At 37.0% G+C, this 17,288-nt stretch carries 18 protein-coding genes; 11 read left to right on the forward strand and 7 right to left on the reverse strand.

All coding sequences use genetic code 11. The annotated features are described in order from the left end of the window. Positions 1-21: 21 nt before the first annotated feature. From murI to ACG94X_RS01090, 4 genes are all read left to right on the forward strand, one after another. Positions 22-900 (forward strand): glutamate racemase, encoded by an 879-nt coding sequence (murI, locus tag ACG94X_RS01075; RefSeq protein WP_419381890.1) that lies wholly within the window; start codon positions 22-24, stop codon positions 898-900. Between the two features lie 107 nt (positions 901-1,007). Then, the gene (locus ACG94X_RS01080; RefSeq protein ID WP_419381891.1) at positions 1,008-2,027 is read left to right on the forward strand and encodes a DUF4062 domain-containing protein; all 1,020 of its coding nucleotides are present in this window, start codon (positions 1,008-1,010) and stop codon (positions 2,025-2,027) included. Positions 2,028-2,094: 67 nt separating this feature from the next. Further along, complete coding sequence (gene hemH, locus ACG94X_RS01085) at positions 2,095-3,108, forward strand: ferrochelatase (protein WP_419381892.1); 1,014 nt, start codon at positions 2,095-2,097, stop codon at positions 3,106-3,108. A 28-nt stretch (positions 3,109-3,136) separates the two neighbouring features. Next, positions 3,137-3,781: an MBL fold metallo-hydrolase gene (locus ACG94X_RS01090; RefSeq protein WP_419382001.1), complete on the forward strand. Its 645-nt coding sequence runs from the start codon at positions 3,137-3,139 to the stop codon at positions 3,779-3,781. Between the two features lie 930 nt (positions 3,782-4,711). Here ACG94X_RS01090 and ACG94X_RS01095 read toward each other — a convergent pair. Next, positions 4,712-4,876: a DNA gyrase inhibitor YacG gene (locus ACG94X_RS01095; protein WP_419381893.1), complete on the reverse strand. Its 165-nt coding sequence runs from the start codon at positions 4,874-4,876 to the stop codon at positions 4,712-4,714. A 73-nt stretch (positions 4,877-4,949) separates the two neighbouring features. On the opposite strand from ACG94X_RS01095, the gene ACG94X_RS01100 reads away from it, so the two are divergent. The 3 genes from ACG94X_RS01100 (at position 4,950) to ACG94X_RS01110 (ending at position 7,304) form a co-directional block, all read left to right on the forward strand. Then, positions 4,950-5,606, forward strand: a complete 657-nt coding sequence (locus tag ACG94X_RS01100; RefSeq protein ID WP_419382002.1) for a class I SAM-dependent methyltransferase — start codon at positions 4,950-4,952, stop codon at positions 5,604-5,606. Further along, positions 5,596-6,804: a TIGR03862 family flavoprotein gene (locus ACG94X_RS01105; protein WP_419381894.1), complete on the forward strand. Its 1,209-nt coding sequence runs from the start codon at positions 5,596-5,598 to the stop codon at positions 6,802-6,804. Before ACG94X_RS01100 ends, ACG94X_RS01105 begins: the two co-directional genes overlap by 11 nt. Positions 6,805-6,893: 89 nt before the next feature. Continuing rightward, on the forward strand, positions 6,894-7,304 hold the full coding sequence (locus tag ACG94X_RS01110) for a GFA family protein (protein ID WP_419381895.1): 411 nt from the start codon (positions 6,894-6,896) through the stop codon (positions 7,302-7,304). Between the two features lie 105 nt (positions 7,305-7,409). Here ACG94X_RS01110 and ACG94X_RS01115 read toward each other — a convergent pair whose 3' ends face one another. Further along, entirely contained in the window at positions 7,410-7,742 is a 333-nt protein-coding gene (locus ACG94X_RS01115; RefSeq protein WP_419381896.1) for a HopJ type III effector protein, read from the reverse strand. A gap of 158 nt (positions 7,743-7,900) precedes the next feature. Between ACG94X_RS01115 and ACG94X_RS01120 the strand changes: the two genes are divergently transcribed. Then, positions 7,901-8,749, forward strand: a complete 849-nt coding sequence (locus ACG94X_RS01120; protein ID WP_419381897.1) for a hypothetical protein — start codon at positions 7,901-7,903, stop codon at positions 8,747-8,749. 58 nt (positions 8,750-8,807) lie between these two features. Further along, a complete protein-coding gene (gene crcB, locus ACG94X_RS01125) occupies positions 8,808-9,188 on the forward strand; it encodes a fluoride efflux transporter CrcB (protein WP_419381898.1) in 381 nt (126 codons plus the stop codon). A 162-nt stretch (positions 9,189-9,350) separates the two neighbouring features. Here the strand turns inward: crcB and ACG94X_RS01130 are convergent, their stop codons facing one another. Next, complete coding sequence (locus ACG94X_RS01130; protein ID WP_419381899.1) at positions 9,351-10,649, reverse strand: ABC1 kinase family protein; 1,299 nt, start codon at positions 10,647-10,649, stop codon at positions 9,351-9,353. A 317-nt stretch (positions 10,650-10,966) separates the two neighbouring features. Between ACG94X_RS01130 and ACG94X_RS01135 the strand changes: the two genes are divergently transcribed. Further along, the gene (locus tag ACG94X_RS01135; protein ID WP_419381900.1) at positions 10,967-11,179 is read left to right on the forward strand and encodes a DUF1737 domain-containing protein; all 213 of its coding nucleotides are present in this window, start codon (positions 10,967-10,969) and stop codon (positions 11,177-11,179) included. A gap of 173 nt (positions 11,180-11,352) precedes the next feature. Here the strand turns inward: ACG94X_RS01135 and ACG94X_RS01140 are convergent, their stop codons facing one another. Further along, entirely contained in the window at positions 11,353-12,657 is a 1,305-nt protein-coding gene (locus tag ACG94X_RS01140; protein ID WP_419382003.1) for an MATE family efflux transporter, read from the reverse strand. Between the two features lie 108 nt (positions 12,658-12,765). Further along, positions 12,766-13,227 carry a DMT family transporter gene (locus tag ACG94X_RS01145; protein ID WP_419381901.1) on the reverse strand — a complete coding sequence of 154 codons (462 nt, stop codon included), beginning with the start codon at positions 13,225-13,227 and terminating at the stop codon, positions 12,766-12,768. A gap of 120 nt (positions 13,228-13,347) precedes the next feature. Here ACG94X_RS01145 and hemW point away from each other — a divergent pair, with 120 nt between their 5' ends. Next, positions 13,348-14,502 (forward strand): radical SAM family heme chaperone HemW, encoded by a 1,155-nt coding sequence (gene hemW / locus ACG94X_RS01150; protein WP_419381902.1) that lies wholly within the window; start codon positions 13,348-13,350, stop codon positions 14,500-14,502. A gap of 198 nt (positions 14,503-14,700) precedes the next feature. Here hemW and ACG94X_RS01155 read toward each other — a convergent pair whose 3' ends face one another. Next, entirely contained in the window at positions 14,701-15,108 is a 408-nt protein-coding gene (locus ACG94X_RS01155) for a hypothetical protein (protein ID WP_419381903.1), read from the reverse strand. 332 nt (positions 15,109-15,440) lie between these two features. After that, positions 15,441-17,264, reverse strand: coding sequence for an acyl-CoA dehydrogenase C-terminal domain-containing protein (locus tag ACG94X_RS01160; protein WP_419381904.1), 1,824 nt, complete (start codon positions 17,262-17,264; stop codon positions 15,441-15,443). Positions 17,265-17,288 lie beyond the last annotated feature (24 nt).

Consider the following 17,288-nt stretch of genomic DNA (forward strand, 5'->3'; position numbering starts at 1 on the left):
CTCATATAAATAGTGGATAAAATGAGCGCGATACTTCCTTTATACCCTTTAGAAAACCCGATGCCAAAAGCACAAGCAGATGCGCCTATTGGTATTTTTGATTCAGGTGTGGGGGGATTATCAGTAGCACAAGAAATTGCCAATTATTTGCCAAATGAACATATTATTTATTATGCAGATACTGCGCATGTTCCTTATGGGCCACGCACAGATCAAAATATTCGTGAATTAACAGCGCATGCGATTGAATGGTTATATCGTCAAGGGTGTAAAATTGCAGTTGTAGCATGTAATACAGCCTCTGCTTTTAGTTTGGATTTTCTACGAGAGCATTATGGTGAAAACTTTCCGATAGTCGGTTTGGTTCCTGCATTGAAACCTGCCGTTTTGCAGACGAAAACGAAAGTTGTATCTGTTTTAGCGACTCCTGCCACATTTCGAGGGCAATTAATTAAAGATGTATTGCATCGTTTTGCAGAACCATCACAAGTTGAAGTGCTCAATATCACCTGTTTAGACCTTGTGCCTTATGTCGAAAAAGGGTTGCAAAACAGTCAGGATTGTAAAGCAAGTCTTAAAAGAGTATTAGATCCAATTATAGAAAAAAATGCAGATTATTTAGTTTTAGGCTGTACACATTACCCATTTTTAAAACCAACAATCCATGATTTATATGGGGCACAGTTGACTATAGTCGATTCAGGATTGGCAGTTGCACGACAAACAGCACGAATATTATTCAAAAGTGAGTTAATTTCAACCACGCTGCCGATTGATAAGATTAGATTAAAATGTTTCGTCAGTGGGAAAAATGCAAAAGAATTAGAATTTGTTTTAAAAAACCTGATGCAATCTGAAATTACATGGTCAATCGAAAATATTGTTGATAAACTAGACTAATTCTTTCAGTATTGAATAGAATTTCTTTTAATAAGTGTAGGGCATGTGACTCGAAAAATGATTCAGGACAGAATTTAGCGAGTGATATGACAAAAATAGGCTGACCTATGCTCGATAAACGGTATCAAGTTTTTATTACAACGTCTGGTAAAGAGATGCAGCCAGAGCGAATGGCTGTTTCACAGACGCTCATTGGAATGGGCTTTTTTTCTTGGGGATTAGAACAGCGTACACCTTTAAGTACTGCTTTTGCACGTCGCCAAATTGATGATTGTGATTATGTTTTATTGTTATTGGGAAGCCAATATGGTGAGCAATCTGTTTCTGGGGTAAGTTATTTAAATCTAGAATATATTTACGCAGTCACTAAGCAAAAACCAATTATTGTTTTTATGCATGAGAGCCCAGATTCTCGTGATGCCGATTTAAAAGAAGATGTACCGATTCTCAAAGAAAAATTTAACGAATTTAGACATCAACTACAAAAAGAAGTTGAGCAAGTCGTAACCTACAGAACGTTGCGCGATTTGGAGTTGGCTGTTCGCTCTTATATGCCACAAATGTTAGAGCGTTATCCTGTAGTAGGATGGGTAAGACCCCAAAGTATTCAAGTTTTACAAGATGAAATTGATCATTTAAAAACAAAGTTAGCGCAAGTTTCGATTGAACATGGTCAGAAAGAAGCGGATCCATTTTTGACTTTGCCTAAAGTCTCGTTGCATGAAGTATTTAATTTTGATTATCGGATGCATGCTTATCAGGATGGTAATTTTAAAGAATTATCGCCTATTCGTGAAATGACATGGGCTGAAATGTTAGAAATTCTCATTGTAGAGTTTAGACAGCCGACACCTGAAGATTTCTTTTCAAAAGCGTTGAATGAATATTTAAACAATACAGGTTTAAGCGATGCACAAGTGATGATGCCACGTGCGCATGCAGTGTCTAGAGCGCAGATTAATATTCGTTCATTACATATGATTAAACAACAAGTACGTCAAAATGAATGGATTGTTCCTGTGGGGCGTGATGATCGTCAGCGAATGCTGTGGCAAATGACGGAGAAATGTTTGAAGTTGCTTGATGGCTATCAAAAAATTAGCAGTCAAAGATCGTCAATCTATTAATCTAGAATGTTGTTTGCTTTAAGACTCTGCTAAGCTAGATTTTGATGATGTTCAAATTAGAGTCATAATGTCTTTATCCATACCTAAAGTTCTCATTATTTTGGCAAATCTAGGCACACCAGATGCGCCGTCTGCACCTGCAGTTCGTGCTTTTTTAAAGCAATTTTTATCTGATCAGCGTGTGATAGAAATTCCTAAATTCATTTGGGCAATTATTTTACATGCTTTCGTTTTACCTTTTCGACCAAAACGTGTTGCCAAAGCTTATGCACAGGTTTGGTCAGAAGACTCTCCAATGCGAGAAATCTTATTTCAACAAGTTGAATTGACTCAAAAAAAGTTGATTGATTGCAATCCAGAATTAGATTTAAATATCGTAGCTGCAATGACTTATGGTCAGCCGGGTATTAATCAAGTTTTAAAAAACGCAGCTCAGACTCAATACGATCACATTATTTTATTACCTTTATTTCCGCAATATTCTGCAACATCGACAGCACCTTTATATGATGTAATCTCGAAATGGGTCTTAGAGCAAAGAAATTTACCTGGTTTAAGTCTTATTCGTGATTATTACCAACATCCACTTTATATTCAGGCTTTAGCCAATAGTGTGCGTGAATATCAACAACAACATGGTCAAGCGGAAAAATTGTTGATGTCTTTTCATGGTATTCCACAACCTTATGCCGATAAGGGCGATCCTTATGCAGATCGTTGTAGAGTAACAGCATTGAAAGTCGCACAGGCTTTAGGCTTAGCCGATGATCAATGGGCGATTAGTTTCCAGTCTAGATTTGGTAAGCAAGAATGGGTGAAACCCTATACAGACCAACTGCTACTTGAATGGGCACAACAAGGTGTAAAATCTGTTCAGGTGTTGAGTCCAGCTTTTTCGGCAGATTGTTTAGAAACTTTAGAAGAGTTGGCAATCCAAAATGCTGAATTTTTTCTCCAAGCTGGTGGTCAGCAATATGACTATATTCCTGCTTTAAATAACCGTTCAGATCACATTGAATTATTTACACAACTTTTACAAACTCAATTAGATGCAATTCATTTTCATTTAAAGAGTGCATGATTTTTAGGATGACTTTGAGGAAACCATGATGCTACAAGTCAAAATTGTTCCAGTTACCGCATTTGCTCAAAATTGTTCGATTGTTTGGGATTCAGAAAGCAAAGAAGCCGTGCTGATAGATGCAGGTGGTGAACCAGAAAAACTTAAACAAGAAGTTGAAGCTTTGGGATTGACCGTAAAAGCACTGTGGTTGACACATGGACATTTAGATCACGCCGGTGCAGTCGGTGCTTTAGCCAACGAATGGAAAATTCCTGTAATTGGACCACATAAAGAAGATTTATTTTGGCTGGATATGATTCAAGAAGTCTCTGCGCGTTATGGTTTTCCTATTCCAGAACCCGTTACTGTTACACAATGGCTTGAAGGTGGGGAGAAACTCATTCTGGGTGAAGAAGAATTTGAGGTGCGTTTTGCACCCGGTCATACACCAGGTCATGTGATGTTTTATAATGCAAATTATGGTGTGTTGTGGACGGGTGATGTGCTATTTAAAGGATCTATTGGGCGTACCGATTTTCCCAAAGGGAATCACCAACAGCTTTTAGATTCAATTCAAAGAGAATGTTTTAGTTTACCCGATGAAACACAATTTATTTCTGGACATGGTCCGATGAGTACGATTGGTTTCGAAAAACAACATAATCCATTTGTGGCGAGTAAAGCTGGATAAAGAATCATATAGATTCATCGACGATAATGTTAACTAATGCTCAAATTTTAAAAAGGCTTTTCCTCAAATATTGGAGAAGTTTTTTTGAATGGTTGAGCTCTTAGATTTATTTTATAATTTTATTGGGTAAATAAAAGCATTTATAAAGGAGATTCTATTCGTTGTCCTATGGGATCTATAGCATGATTAGTTACGCAAAAGGATTAAAGGAATATTCTTTTATCTCTAATTTAAGAATGAAGCTCGCGACGGCAAATAAACAAGCAATTGACACCAAAGAACTGTCTAAATTATAGATGCCAAGCATTAGGAACATGATTCCCATGACAATAAGAAAGCTCAACATGATTTTTAAGGTTATGTATGTTTTCATTGTTATTCCACTTTCTATGTTAAATAGATAGCTTTTTATTCTAGAAGTGTGGAATTATACATAATTTAAAAAAATTAAACAATTTTATTAATAGTTATTAAGAGCTTGAAAATTAAACTTATTTAAATGGGCTTGTTAATTTATTTCGGGTTTCTAAAGTCACTAATAGAATTGAAATAGCAAATAATACGCCAACAGATATGAGTGAAAAATCGAGAGTGTATACTCCGATAAACGTAAAAAAAACGCATAATAAAGATAAGAGAATCACAAAAACCTTAAGACCGATATACATTTTCGACTCCGGCACCTTTTTTGGTGAGCATGCTATATTGAGTTTTATATTTAAAATGATAATTGTGTCGCACAATAATAATATTGTTTTGATTTTTACAATAGTAGTTGGTTATTGTGAAAAATAGATGAATTATGTTTTAAATTGAAACAAAAAGTGCCCTGTTTCTGTTTTAAAAATTTAATTTAAGATAAATTTACAAGAATAAATGATAGCAAAATGATTAATAGAATCATAAACAGAAATGCAGAAGATGAAATGACTAATCTTCTGCTTGAGGTGCGTCTTCAGTAGGTAATTGATAGTCTTCATTTGCCCAAGCGCCTAAATCGATTAACTTGCAACGATCACAACAAAAAGGGCGGAATTCATTATTTTCCCATGTAGAAGGTTCTCCGCAGCGGGGGCAAGGGAAAGTGCGTGACATAATTGAATCCTTAAATTGAACAGCACGATGGGAAAAGAATTGTTAAACTTGTGCTGATTTTTACTAGTTTGATCTGATTATGCCGATTCGTCAATTTCAAGCCCATCGTATGCATGCGCCTCGTGATTTTCACCCGATTGAAAATAGCCCTATTTGTATCGAAATAGGCGCAGGTAAAGGCAAACATGCGTTGCTATTTACAACAGATAATCCAATGGATGAATTGATTGCAATTGAACGGACTCGTGAAAAGTTTTTGGCAATGCAGAAACAACACCAGATTGAAGGACAAAATAATTTAACGCCTATGCATGCAGATGCTTTGCCCTGGGTGGTTCATGCTTTATTTCCCAAACAAGTACAACAGTTTTTTATCCTCTACCCCAATCCAGAACCACATAATCCTGCTCAGCGATGGTTAAATATGCCGTTTTTTGAGTTTTTGATTTCTCGATTGGCTCAGAATGGTACGATTACTTTAGCCAGTAATATTCCAGAATATATTGATGAAGCTGAACAACAATTGAAAATGGTTTGGCAATTGCCTTATGAAAAGCAAGTGATTGCTCAAGATTCAGCACGAACTCATTTTGAAATTAAATATTTAGAACGTGGTGAATTGTGTCAACAATTGATTATCTCTAAGCCTGAGAGTTTCACAACACGATTTGATTATTTTCAACCTTTGCAGGGACAGCAACTCACTCCAGAGCAGCCTGATGTCAAATAAGCGTGTAGCGATTATTGGGGCAGGACCTGCGGGTTTAATGGCTGCTGAAGTACTGAGCCAAAGTTCACTGCCTGATACAGAAATTCATGTGTTTGAACAAAAGCCTTCTGCTGCACGTAAATTTTTGATGGCAGGAAAAACAGGGTTAAATATTTCCCATACAGAAAATTTTGCACAATTTATTCAGCGTTATGATCATTCAGAATGGCTCAAACCTTGGGTTAAAAAATGGGACGCTGATTGGATTCAAAATTGGATGAAGGATTTAGGAATAGAATCCTATGTTGGTAGTTCAGGGCGTATTTTTCCTCTGGAGATGAAAACTGCACCGCTATTACGTGCTTGGTTAAAACGCTTGTTACAGGATGGTGTGCAGTTTCATTACCGCCACCAAGTTTTAGATTTACAATCGAATCGCTTAACTATTCAAAATTTACTTGATGAACACATATTTGAAACGTCATTTGATGCCATTATTTTGGCTTGTGGTGCAGTTTCATGGATGAGGCTCGGTAGCGATGGGGCGTGGCAACAATGGCTAAACTCAGATGAAATAGATGCTTTTCAGCCAAGTAATGCAGGTGTTGTACGAGAATGGTCTTCGTATATGCACACGATATTTGGACAGCCTTTAAAACGTGTAGACGCGTGGGTGGAGGGGCAGCCGAAGACCCAAGGCGATATAGTGATTAGCCATTATGGTTTAGAAAGTGGTTTGATCTATAAACAAGGTCGTGCATTGCGTGCTTTACAAAAACAGCAACAAGAGATGAGTCTATATTTAGATTTATTGCCTGATCAATCAATACATCAATTGGCACAAAAATTACAAGCTTTTAAAAAACAATCGATGAGTAATGTATGGCGCAAAGCAGGATTGGATCTGGCTAAAGCCAATTTAGTTCGTGAGTTGGTTGATAAATCGTTATGGAATCAACCTGAACTGTTAGCCCAACGGATTAAAAATTTAAAAATAACCTTGACTGATTTCCGCCCAATTGATGAGGCGATTAGTTGTGCAGGTGGTATCAAGCAAAATGCATTAACAGCGCATCTACAATTAAAGTCAAATCCATACCTATTTTGTTGTGGTGAAATGCTGGATTGGGATGCACCAACAGGTGGTTACTTACTCACAGCGTGTTTTGCGACTGGGCGTGCTGCGGGAGAGGGTGTTGAGCATTGGCTGAAAAGGTGATTGTATTGGCTTTAAAAAGTAAAATTAATTTACCGTTAAGTTGATGAAAGCGTGCTAGTTTTAGTTTTCCCTTTGTTTGAGTTAAGTTTATGTCTGAAGCAAAACGATATACAGGAAGTTGTTTGTGCGGTGGTATTCGCTATGAAATTCATGGTGAAATTGGTGAGATTATCCAATGTCATTGTCAGCGTTGCCGCAAAGCTAATGGTACAGCATTTGCGACTAATGCACCCATTCAGAAGGCAGATTTTAAAATCGTACAAGGTGAGCATTTACTCAAAAAATATAAATCGACAGCGACTACAGACCGTTGTTTTTGTGCTGAATGTGCTTCGCCAATTATCAGTATTAAAGCAGAAACTCCGGATACTTATCGTCTAAGAATCGGGACTTTAGATACACCACTCGAACAGAAACCAACAATGCATATATATGCTGCATCTAGGGCGGAGTGGGATACGATTTCGGATGATTTACCACAATTTGATGAGCGACCATAGAATGATAAATGGATATATTGATTCAGACTTTTTAGAGGAGATCACAAGTATTGCAAATCACTTGCGATCTCTTATTTGATATTCAGTGTCTAAATATCGACAAAACTATTTTGCTGTTAATGCTGTACCTTCAAATTGAATACCATCCCAGCCATTTTGCATAAATTGGCGAATGTTTTGGTGATCTGTTGCATCAGGTGTTGCCAGTACAGAAGCATAATGTTCTGCAAATAGACTTAATGTTTGTTGTGGGTCTAAATCATTTAATTTTGCGAATGAAAAGACCTTTGCACTGCCTTGATTTTCTGTTGCAGCATTGTGTTGCAAACCATTTTGGAACGCAGTTGCGGTGTGGGTATAACGAGCTTCAATAAATGCGATCACATCTGCAAATTTTGCATCACCTGATTGAAGTTGATTCAATAAATCTTGTGCCATGACTTTAGAATTCCTTGTTAAATTGCTTGGCTATCATAACCAATAAATCTAAAAATCGTATTTAATTCTGTAGCAATGATTATTTTCAGAATGTAGCGCATGTGTGGAAGATATTCTTGTTAGAATTAAAGTGAAAATGAAGATAAAAATAGGCAGATATGAATCGTCATCACATTAAAAATAAAGAAGCACATTGGTTACTAAAATGGCTCAGCCCTATCGTACAAAGTTCATTTTTACTTCGTTTACGTCGTGTGATGATGAAATTTTTACCCTTTATGCAATTGCAAAGTCAGGTTGAAAATATCGTGTATTTATCGTGGTTGGTGGATATCGATCAAGTGCGAGAGCGATATCCCGATTCAGTACAATTATTCGAAAAACAAGGTAAAACGATTTTTACAATTCTGACCTATCAACATTATCATTTTAGTTTTTCTTTTCTAAAAACACTTCGAAAAAGGATGCCTTCGCCCAAACAAAGCAATTGGCGATTTTATATCAGTCCAGATCAACAAGAAAAAACTGCATTTTTTGATCAAGTGATTGTTGATCAAATGATGTATGTCATGAGTGGGCGTTTAGCCAGTGATGCGATGCCTGCACAATATGCGATTCAATTCTTACATCAAAAAATACAGCAACACATTCAAACCGATATTCAACTCGATGCTGAATATCAATTACAAAGTTTAGTGCAAATCAGTCATCACAAATCATTGCCTTTGGCGTGGGAAAGTTTCTTTTCTTCATGGGATGAGGCGATTCGCTATTTGGTTGATCAAGAACATGCGTGGGTGCAATGGGTAGATCAACCACAAAAATTATCGCAGGGGGATATCGAAATGCCCTTTGATTTTGATCAAATTCAAGCTGTCGATGTACTTAATATACATTGTCCATTGTTCAAAGAATGGGGGGTGAATGAGCAAGATGTATTCGCTTTTATCGTTCCTCAGGTCGATTTTCATGTACGCAATGAACGACCATTATCATTAGATTGTTAACCAACCCCATGCTAATCTGTGGATAACATTCGACTTATACACATCTAGGAATATAGCAATGAATTGGCTGCTGGTCGCATGTGGTGGGGCAATTGGTGCATGTTTACGTTATGGTGCAGGGTTGATTTTTTTTAAGCCATACAGCTTATTTCCGTGGACAACATGGTATGTCAATTTATTCGGTTGTTTTCTGGCAGGGGTATTTTTTGCATTTACACAACGTTATCCAATTCTACAAAATGAAACACGCTTATTTTTCATGGTCGGGATTTTAGGTGGATTTACTACATTTTCTAGTTTTGGCTTAGAGACTTTTCAATTGATTCGAAATGGGCATATTCCAATTGCTTTGGCTTATACCGTTTCTAGTGTTGTTGTTGGTGTGATTTGCTTAGTGATTGGTTTTTATCTCTTTCAAATGATGCTATCTGCGAAATAGTTGTGATTAGAAAATTATAAAAAAAGAGCCCAAGCAGGAGGAAAGTGCTTAGGCTCATAAGGTGTTATCTACTTACAAAATAAACTTTAACTTTGATAGCTTAAAATTAAATTAATGCGACTCATGTACTGTATTTCAAGTGTAGATTTTCAACTTAGACAATTAGTCATGGTTATCGACCAGTTCTTCAAATAATTCATTTAAATTGTCATGTACTTTTAAATGAATAAGATTCCAATATTGCCCTGAAATTGTTCGGTTGACCATTAAAGTATCTGGAGATGGTTTAAAGACATCCCAATATTTCAATGATTTTTTGACTAATCGCATACCATCGTGATGTGCTGAATTTTCTGCAAAATCATAGTATGTACTGAGTGGACGGAGTAAAACCTCTAACCATGCTTTGTAGAGTTCTTCTGGAAATTTATCTTTTTCTGCAAGTGCGTCTAAGGCAAGCAGTTCATTTTCAATGGTTGCAATATCTTGTTTGCGTCCTGCACGGACAAGGGTTTTAAAATGGCTAATGAGTTCATTCGATAGCGTTTTTACACCACCAAAATCGTAAATAATGACACTGCCATCTTCTCTAAAAGCAAAATTCCCTGGATGTGGGTCACAATGGAAACGCTTTAAAAAGAAAATTTGCTGTCCTAAAGCACGTACTAAGCGTTGCCCAATTTCATTGCGAATCGCTACGTTCCAAGTACTTGCAGTTTCAATACTTTCACCATTTTCTAAACTCAGCGTTAAAATACGACGACTCGAATATTCTGGGAAAACCTTAGGAATGATGATCTTACTGTCCAAAGCTTGATGAAAAGTTTTAAACACTTGTAGATTCTGTGCTTCTATTTCGTAGTTCAGTTCTTCATGCAAACTGTCTTGAATTTCTTTAAATAATCGGTCTTGTAATTTTTTATCAATTTTAATCACACCCATTAATCGTAGGGCTAAACGAACTTGTTTTAAGTCACTTTCACAAGCGACATCTACTCCTGGATATTGTACTTTTACTACGACAGGCGTGCCATTGGGTAATGTTGCTTTATGCACTTGACCAATAGATGCTGCAGCAAAAGGGTGTTCATCAAAGTTTAAAAATGCTTTATCAATTGGTTTACCCAATTCTTTTTCGACTTGTTTTTTAATGTCTGCATAAGGCATGGCAGGGGCTTGACGCTGTAATTTGGCAATGGCTTTTGCGACTTCTGGCGGGAAAATATCTTTATATTGTGAGGCGATTTGCCCAACCTTCATCACGGCGCCTTTCATTTCTCCCAATGTATCAGCAATTTGTAACCCAATATCTTGAAATAATTTACTGCGAGCTTCATTTTTTTGTTCTTCATCCGCATTTAAGTTACGAATAGAATTGGATACCGTTTTTGTCGCAATACTTGCTGTCATACTGGCAAGTTTCAAAAAACGGCGACCGGGCGTACTGGTATTTTTAGACATTCGTGAGCGTCCCTTAAACTTGAATAAAGTTTTATTGATTTTGATCATAGGCGACAAAACTTAAACTGCCTACTTTAAATTGTTAAAATATTGTTTCTGCAAAGTTATTTTGTTTTGCTTAAGTTTTTAATTTGGGCATTCATTTTTTAAAATACGGTCATGGATAAATAAAAAATTCTATTTAACGGTAAAAATTATGATCAACTGTATGTATGTATGTATGTATGTATGTATTTATTTATCGCTTAGATTGGTTTTAACACATTTATGCATCGCTTAGAGATAAAATTATTCGAAATCATAAAAGTGGTTATGCAATGAAGGTTTATCGATATTTAACAGGTAAAGATGATGTGAATTTCTGTGCAAGAGTGACTCAGGCTTTAAACGATGGCTATGCGCTTTATGGTGCACCCACCATGACATTCAATGGTACAGATGTAATTGTTGGACAGGTAGTTATCAAAGATGTTGCCGATGAATCAGAAATGCCACAAGGTTTGAAAGATGCTCTGAACAATAAAGGGTAGTTTTATGATTCCATTTTTGTTGATTCAAAAGTTTTTGTGAAATGATGATTCATAATGTAATGAATCACTGATTCTATTTGGATGATTGATCTTCATTTGAATCAGTTGAAAAGTTACTTATGTATAAAACCTCTCTTTCATTTAACAAAAGAGAGGATCGTTTATTCAATTATTTACAAGCCATTATGTAGGCGTAATCTTTTATTATTCATATACAAACGTGTGATTAATAATACACAGGCAATGCTTAAGCCGACAATTAAACCCATCCAAACACCTGCTGCACCCATATCGGTATAACGTGCTAAATAAATTCCGACAGGGAAGGCGATGATCCAATAAGCCAACATAGTGATCCACATTGGACCTTTGGTGTCTTGCATGCCACGTAAGCATCCCGCAGCACTGACTTGCCATGCATCCATGAGCTGATAAGCAATTGCAAATAAAATCAGGTAGACCGCAACATGGGTGACACCAAAATCGTTGGTATATACTGCAACAATTTGATGTCTGAATAGCCACATCAGTAACATGGTAATGAAAGCAAATCCTGTTCCTACGATTAAACCCACTTTCTGTACTTTTATCATCGCGGGCCAATTTTTTTCACCATAATACATTCCTGTCCGAATAGTGAGCGCAATTGCCAAAGACATCGGAATCATAAACAATTGAGAAGTCACGGAGATCGCAATTTGATGTGCTGCGACAGTAATGTCACCCAATGGACTGAGAATAATTGCACCTGTACTAAAAATACTCACTTCAAAGAAAATAGCTAAGCCAATGGGCAAGCCTAAGTGAATGATTCTTTTAATCAAAACAGGATTGATTTTTTCCCACACTGCAAAAGGCTGCGTTTTTTGATATCGCTTGGCTTTTAAAATATACAATGCTAAAGCAAAGAACATCAGCCATTGCAAAATTGCAGTCGCAAAACCACAGCCTGCACTGCCTAAATGGGGAATTGGCCCAATGCCGTACATGAAAATAAAATTCAGCGGAATTAATAGTACCAGTGCGATTAAGCTAATTGCAGTCACAGGGCGAGGGTAGCCAATCGCTTCGGAATATCCTCTTAATGCTGCATACATCGTGACTGCAGGCATGCCTAAACTAATGGAGTGAAGGAATAAACTGGCTTTTGGAATCAAGCTTTCTGGCACATTAAACAGTGGTAATAAAAAAGGCAGTATTTGTAAAATCAAAGCCGCAATTATTCCCAATACTAGGGCAATCCAAAGTGACTGTCGGACAATGGATGGAATTTTTGCAGGGTCACGTGCACCATTTACTTCTGCAACAAGTGGCGTGGTTGCGATCATAATGCCACTAAAAAGTAACATTACTGGAATCCATAAACCAACACCGACTGCAATAGAAGCAAGGTCTTGTGCAGATAAATGTCCTGCCATGATGGTGTCAATTAATCCAAAACCTGCTTGCGCAAATTGTGTGATTAAAATAGGAAACATCAATTTGAAAAGTTGCTTCAACTCAAAGCGCGTTGTGGTGACTGGGGATACATGAGACACAAAAATTACTCGTATTACGGTTTAATTTAGTGCTTAGAAAAGGAGGTATCAGCGTTGTAAAGTGAGAAGCACACCAAGAAAAATCACCACGCCACCTAAAAGTCGTTGCCAATTTACAGGTGTTTTTTCTATACCAAGTAAGCCAAAATGATCCAAAAGCATCGACATGATCATCTGCCCAAAAATAATTAAACCTGACAGCGTCAGAAAACCAAGTTTGGGTGCAGTAAAAATGCTGATACTGATTGCATAAACACCTAAGCATCTACCTAACCATAAATACCAAGGAATGACACTTAAACTGTGTAGTGTTGGTTTTGGCACAGCTTGAAAAAACACAAAAATAGCCAGTACGATTGTACCAATTAAAAATGACAAAAGGGCGGCTTGTATCGGGGAATGTAAATATTCACGTAATTGGCTGTTGATTGCAGTTTGAAAAGTCATGGCAATACCTATGCCCATTGCAAGAGGAAGTAGCAGCAATAACTGACTGGATATTTTCATCATTTTGAATATCTTTTGTTATTCTTCATGATCAGTCTAAAGCAAATTTATGACTTGATCTCATTTGATTGCAAAAGTCGTGTTAAAATTATCGACTATTCAAAATTGTTCTGAGCTTGTTCCTTGGCTGATTTAAATCCCCAAAATATTCCTTTATCACTTTATATTCACATGCCTTGGTGTGTGCGTAAGTGTCCGTATTGTGACTTTAACTCGCATGCTGTTCCAAATGGTGAATTGTCACTTGAATTAGAACAGGAATACTTGCAGGCTTTGGTGGAAGACTTTAAAACTCAGATTGATTTTGCCCAAAATCGTAAAATTCATAGCGTTTTTATTGGTGGGGGAACACCCTCTTTAATTTCTGCACAAGCTTATTCGTGGTTATTTGCACAGTTAAAAAGCCTTCTTCCATTTGAAGATGGTTGTGAAATTACTCTTGAAGCAAATCCAGGAACGGTAGAGCATGACCCATTTGCAGAATATCTAGACGCAGGAATTAATCGCTTATCCCTTGGGGTACAAAGTTTTAATACAGACCATCTACAAAAACTTGGGCGAATTCATTCCAATGATGATGCAATCACTGCCATCCAAAATGCCAGAGAAGCAGGGTTTGAACGAGTTAATGTTGATTTAATGCATGGTTTGCCTGAGCAGACTTTAGAGCAGGCTTTACTCGATTTAAAACTCGCTGTAGAAAATGGTGCAACGCATGTGTCGTGGTATCAATTAACCATTGAACCCAATACTGTATTTTTTAGGACCCAACCTATTTTACCTGTGGATGATGTACTTGAAGTCATTCAGGAGCAGGGCGAAGCCTATTTAAAAGCGCAGGGTTTTATTAATTATGAAGTATCAGCTTGGCGTAAGGAGAAGCCTTCTGCACATAATCTAAATTATTGGCAGTTTGGCGATTATCTGGCAATTGGTGCAGGTGCACATGGTAAAGTCACCCAGCCAGATGGTGTTTATCGTTTTCAGAAAACACGTTTACCGAAAGATTATTTAGCCAAAGTACCTGCGGGGCATGTGCAATTTAAACGCATTGAAAATGAAGAAATGCCTTTTGAATTTATGATGAATGCCTTGCGATTAAATGAGGGTGTAGATGCACAATTTTATGCAGAGCGTACTGGGCAGAATTTGACAGATTTAGAGGAAAGGTTACATTCGTTAAAACAGCGGAAGTTGATGGTGGATAATCCCAATTTTTTGGTATGCACAGAGCAAGGGCATGTATTTTTAAATTCGGTTTTGGAAGAGTTCATTTAACTTTTAATGGATTAAAAATATAAAAAAACCGTTCCAATCTATTGTAGATTGGAACGGTTTGAGATAAATAAGCAACCACTAAATTAAAAGACTAAGTTTTCTGTATGTCAAACAGTGACATAGCAAGTTATGAGGTTTTTAACATAACGTTTATTGTGGTTTAGCGACTCATTTTCGAGTTTGAACATGTTTCGCAGTCTACGATTTGTTAATAGTTGACATAGAATAATAAGTAGAATTATTTGGATTGGCATTTTCAATAAAGCATAGATTTCTGTATAACACTTTTTCTCCATTGAGGAATGTAATCGTCGTTGTTTTATTGGCTAGATCTGTTGTTGCTTCGCTACCTGCAAAATAGAACTTTTGACAAATTGCTGTTACTTTATGATTTTGTTTATAATTTTCAGTTGTTTTGTCATCATTTATTTTTTTAAGCGTATCTGGCGTTATTGTACTACTACGATCTGCAATGAGGTCTAACTTATGATCTGGAATAATATTTAAGGCTACATTAGATGGGTGTGAAATATGCCCGAGTTGTCCTGCATCTACACATGCAAAAAGCGTTAAGCTTGAGGCAATTAATAATAGTTGTGTTTTCATTTAGTTCTTCCTATTTATCATTTCTTTTAGAAATTTTTCTTTGAAATAGATGGTTTATTTTCAGTAAAGTACAATAATAAATAAAATTAATCAAATTATTTATCATTAATTTTGTTTAATGTGATTTATTTTGCATTATTGTGTTGAGTTCATACATATTATAATGTGATTAAACGGTGACTCAGTTATTCTTCCGCAAAATTTTGATAGTACATAGCTATGATAAAAGAGAAGATGAGTAGGCATTAAAAAGAGCGTCTAAGCGCTCTTTTTAATGCCTTGTTAGATTCACGGTTGAGTTGTCAAACAAGTATTATTAGTTAAAAACAGTATTAGTAATCAAAACTAAAATGTTCAGCTTCAAGTGACATCATGGTACGTGAAGGGTTCAGCATTGACTCTGCATGACCTTGGGTACGCGGTAATAACTGTTCAAAGTAGAAATCAGCAACTTTGATTTTTGCTTTATAAAATTCAGTAGTTTCAGCACCAGTTCCAGACGCTAATTTTTCTGAAGCTACAGCTGCTTGTTGTGCCCAGTAATATGCCATCATGGCATAGCCAGAGAACATCAAGAAGTCTACAGAAGCAGAAGATACGATGTCACGGTCTTTACGCGCTGCAAGCATGATACGTACAGTTAAAGCATTCCATTGTGCACAGATTTTGGTTAAATCCCATGCAAATCTACGCATGTATTTATTACGCGCATGTTGACCGCAGAACTTTAAAATTTCAGCAGTGTATTCACGAACGACTTTCCCTTTAGAAGAAAGTAAAACTTTACGACCAATTAAATCAAGTGCTTGTACGCCTGTTGTACCTTCGTACAATGTGGAAATACGTGCATCACGAGCAATTTGTTCCATACCGTGTTCTTTGATATAACCATGACCACCAAATACTTGCATACCCAAATTTGCAGCTTCTAACCCCAATTCAGTTAAGAAACCTTTTAGAATTGGGGTAAAGAAACCTAATTTGTCATCATATTCATCAAATTTTGCTTGTTCGCCTTGAGCAAGTGCATCTGTCATTTTATCTGCAAGCTGTGCTGCATGATAAATCATCGAACGACCACCTTCAGCAATTGCTTTTTGGGTCAATAACATGCGGCGTACATCTGCATGATGAATGATCGAGTCAGCAACTTTTTCAGGCTCTTTTTTACCAGAAAGGGCACGCATAGACATGCGATCTTTGGCATATGGTAATGCGCCTTGGAATGCTAACTCAGCATGTGCAAGACCTTGTACAGCCGTACCAATACGTGCAGTGTTCATAAATGTGAACATTGCATGTAAACCTTTATTGACTTCACCGATTAAATAACCCGTTGCAGCATCAAAGTTTAAAACAGCAGTTGCAGAAGCGCGGATACCCATTTTGTGTTCAATTGAACCACAAGTCACAGGATTGCGTTCACCTAAACCACCATCAGCAGTTGGTAGGAATTTAGGTACGATAAACAATGAAATACCACGTGTACCTGCAGGGGCATCTGGAAGGCGTGCAAGTACGATATGGATGATATTTTCTGTTAAATCATGCTCACCCGCAGAAATGAAGATTTTTGTCCCTGTAACTGCATAAGTACCATCTGCATTTGGTTCTGCTTTAGTTTTTACCTGACCTAAGTCTGTACCACATTGTGGTTCAGTTAAACACATCGTACCTGACCAAGTACCTGCGGTTAACGGTGGCATATAAGTATTTTTTTGTTCATCTGTACCAAATTGCATGATCGTGTTCATGCAACCCATACTTAAACCTGGGTACATGGTGAATGACCAGTTTGCAGTACCCATCATTTCAGATTTGATCAGGTTTAAAGACATTGGTAAGCCTTGACCACCAAACTCTTCTGGGTAAGACAGACCTTGCCATCCACCTTGGATGAACTGGTTATAAGCTTCTTTGAAGCCTTTTGGCGTGGTGACTTCGCCATCTTTAAAATGACAACCTTCTTCATCACCCGATTGGTTCAGTGGAGAAAGTACATTTTCACAAAAATCTGCTGCACCTTCTAAAATCATATCTATTGTGTCTGTATCGGCATTTTCGCCAATAGATAATGCTTTATAGTGGGTAGAGTAGTCTAAAACTTCATTCATTAAGAAACGAATGTCACGTAACGGGGCTTTATATGCTGGCATGTGTTAAATCCTAATCTAAATATT

Origin of the sequence: Acinetobacter psychrotolerans (assembly GCF_048552595.1) — a bacterium.
Classification (GTDB): Bacteria; Pseudomonadota; Gammaproteobacteria; order Pseudomonadales; family Moraxellaceae; genus Acinetobacter.

Coding starts and splice junctions, on each gene's coding strand:
- ACG94X_RS01090 (WP_419382001.1), top strand. CDS start 3,137: ATGCTACAAGTCAAAATTGTTCCAGTTACCGCATTTGCTCAAAATTGT.
- ACG94X_RS01140 (WP_419382003.1), bottom strand. CDS start 12,657: ATGTTTCCTATTTTAATCACACAATTTGCGCAAGCAGGTTTTGGATTA.
- ACG94X_RS01120 (WP_419381897.1), top strand. CDS start 7,901: ATGAATCGTCATCACATTAAAAATAAAGAAGCACATTGGTTACTAAAA.
- ACG94X_RS01115 (WP_419381896.1), bottom strand. CDS start 7,742: ATGGCACAAGATTTATTGAATCAACTTCAATCAGGTGATGCAAAATTT.
- ACG94X_RS01155 (WP_419381903.1), bottom strand. CDS start 15,108: ATGAAAACACAACTATTATTAATTGCCTCAAGCTTAACGCTTTTTGCA.
- murI (WP_419381890.1), top strand. CDS start 22: ATGAGCGCGATACTTCCTTTATACCCTTTAGAAAACCCGATGCCAAAA.
- ACG94X_RS01135 (WP_419381900.1), top strand. CDS start 10,967: ATGAAGGTTTATCGATATTTAACAGGTAAAGATGATGTGAATTTCTGT.
- ACG94X_RS01145 (WP_419381901.1), bottom strand. CDS start 13,227: ATGATGAAAATATCCAGTCAGTTATTGCTGCTACTTCCTCTTGCAATG.
- ACG94X_RS01110 (WP_419381895.1), top strand. CDS start 6,894: ATGTCTGAAGCAAAACGATATACAGGAAGTTGTTTGTGCGGTGGTATT.
- crcB (WP_419381898.1), top strand. CDS start 8,808: ATGAATTGGCTGCTGGTCGCATGTGGTGGGGCAATTGGTGCATGTTTA.
- ACG94X_RS01105 (WP_419381894.1), top strand. CDS start 5,596: ATGTCAAATAAGCGTGTAGCGATTATTGGGGCAGGACCTGCGGGTTTA.
- hemH (WP_419381892.1), top strand. CDS start 2,095: ATGTCTTTATCCATACCTAAAGTTCTCATTATTTTGGCAAATCTAGGC.
- ACG94X_RS01095 (WP_419381893.1), bottom strand. CDS start 4,876: ATGTCACGCACTTTCCCTTGCCCCCGCTGCGGAGAACCTTCTACATGG.
- ACG94X_RS01160 (WP_419381904.1), bottom strand. CDS start 17,264: ATGCCAGCATATAAAGCCCCGTTACGTGACATTCGTTTCTTAATGAAT.
- ACG94X_RS01130 (WP_419381899.1), bottom strand. CDS start 10,649: ATGTCTAAAAATACCAGTACGCCCGGTCGCCGTTTTTTGAAACTTGCC.
- ACG94X_RS01080 (WP_419381891.1), top strand. CDS start 1,008: ATGCTCGATAAACGGTATCAAGTTTTTATTACAACGTCTGGTAAAGAG.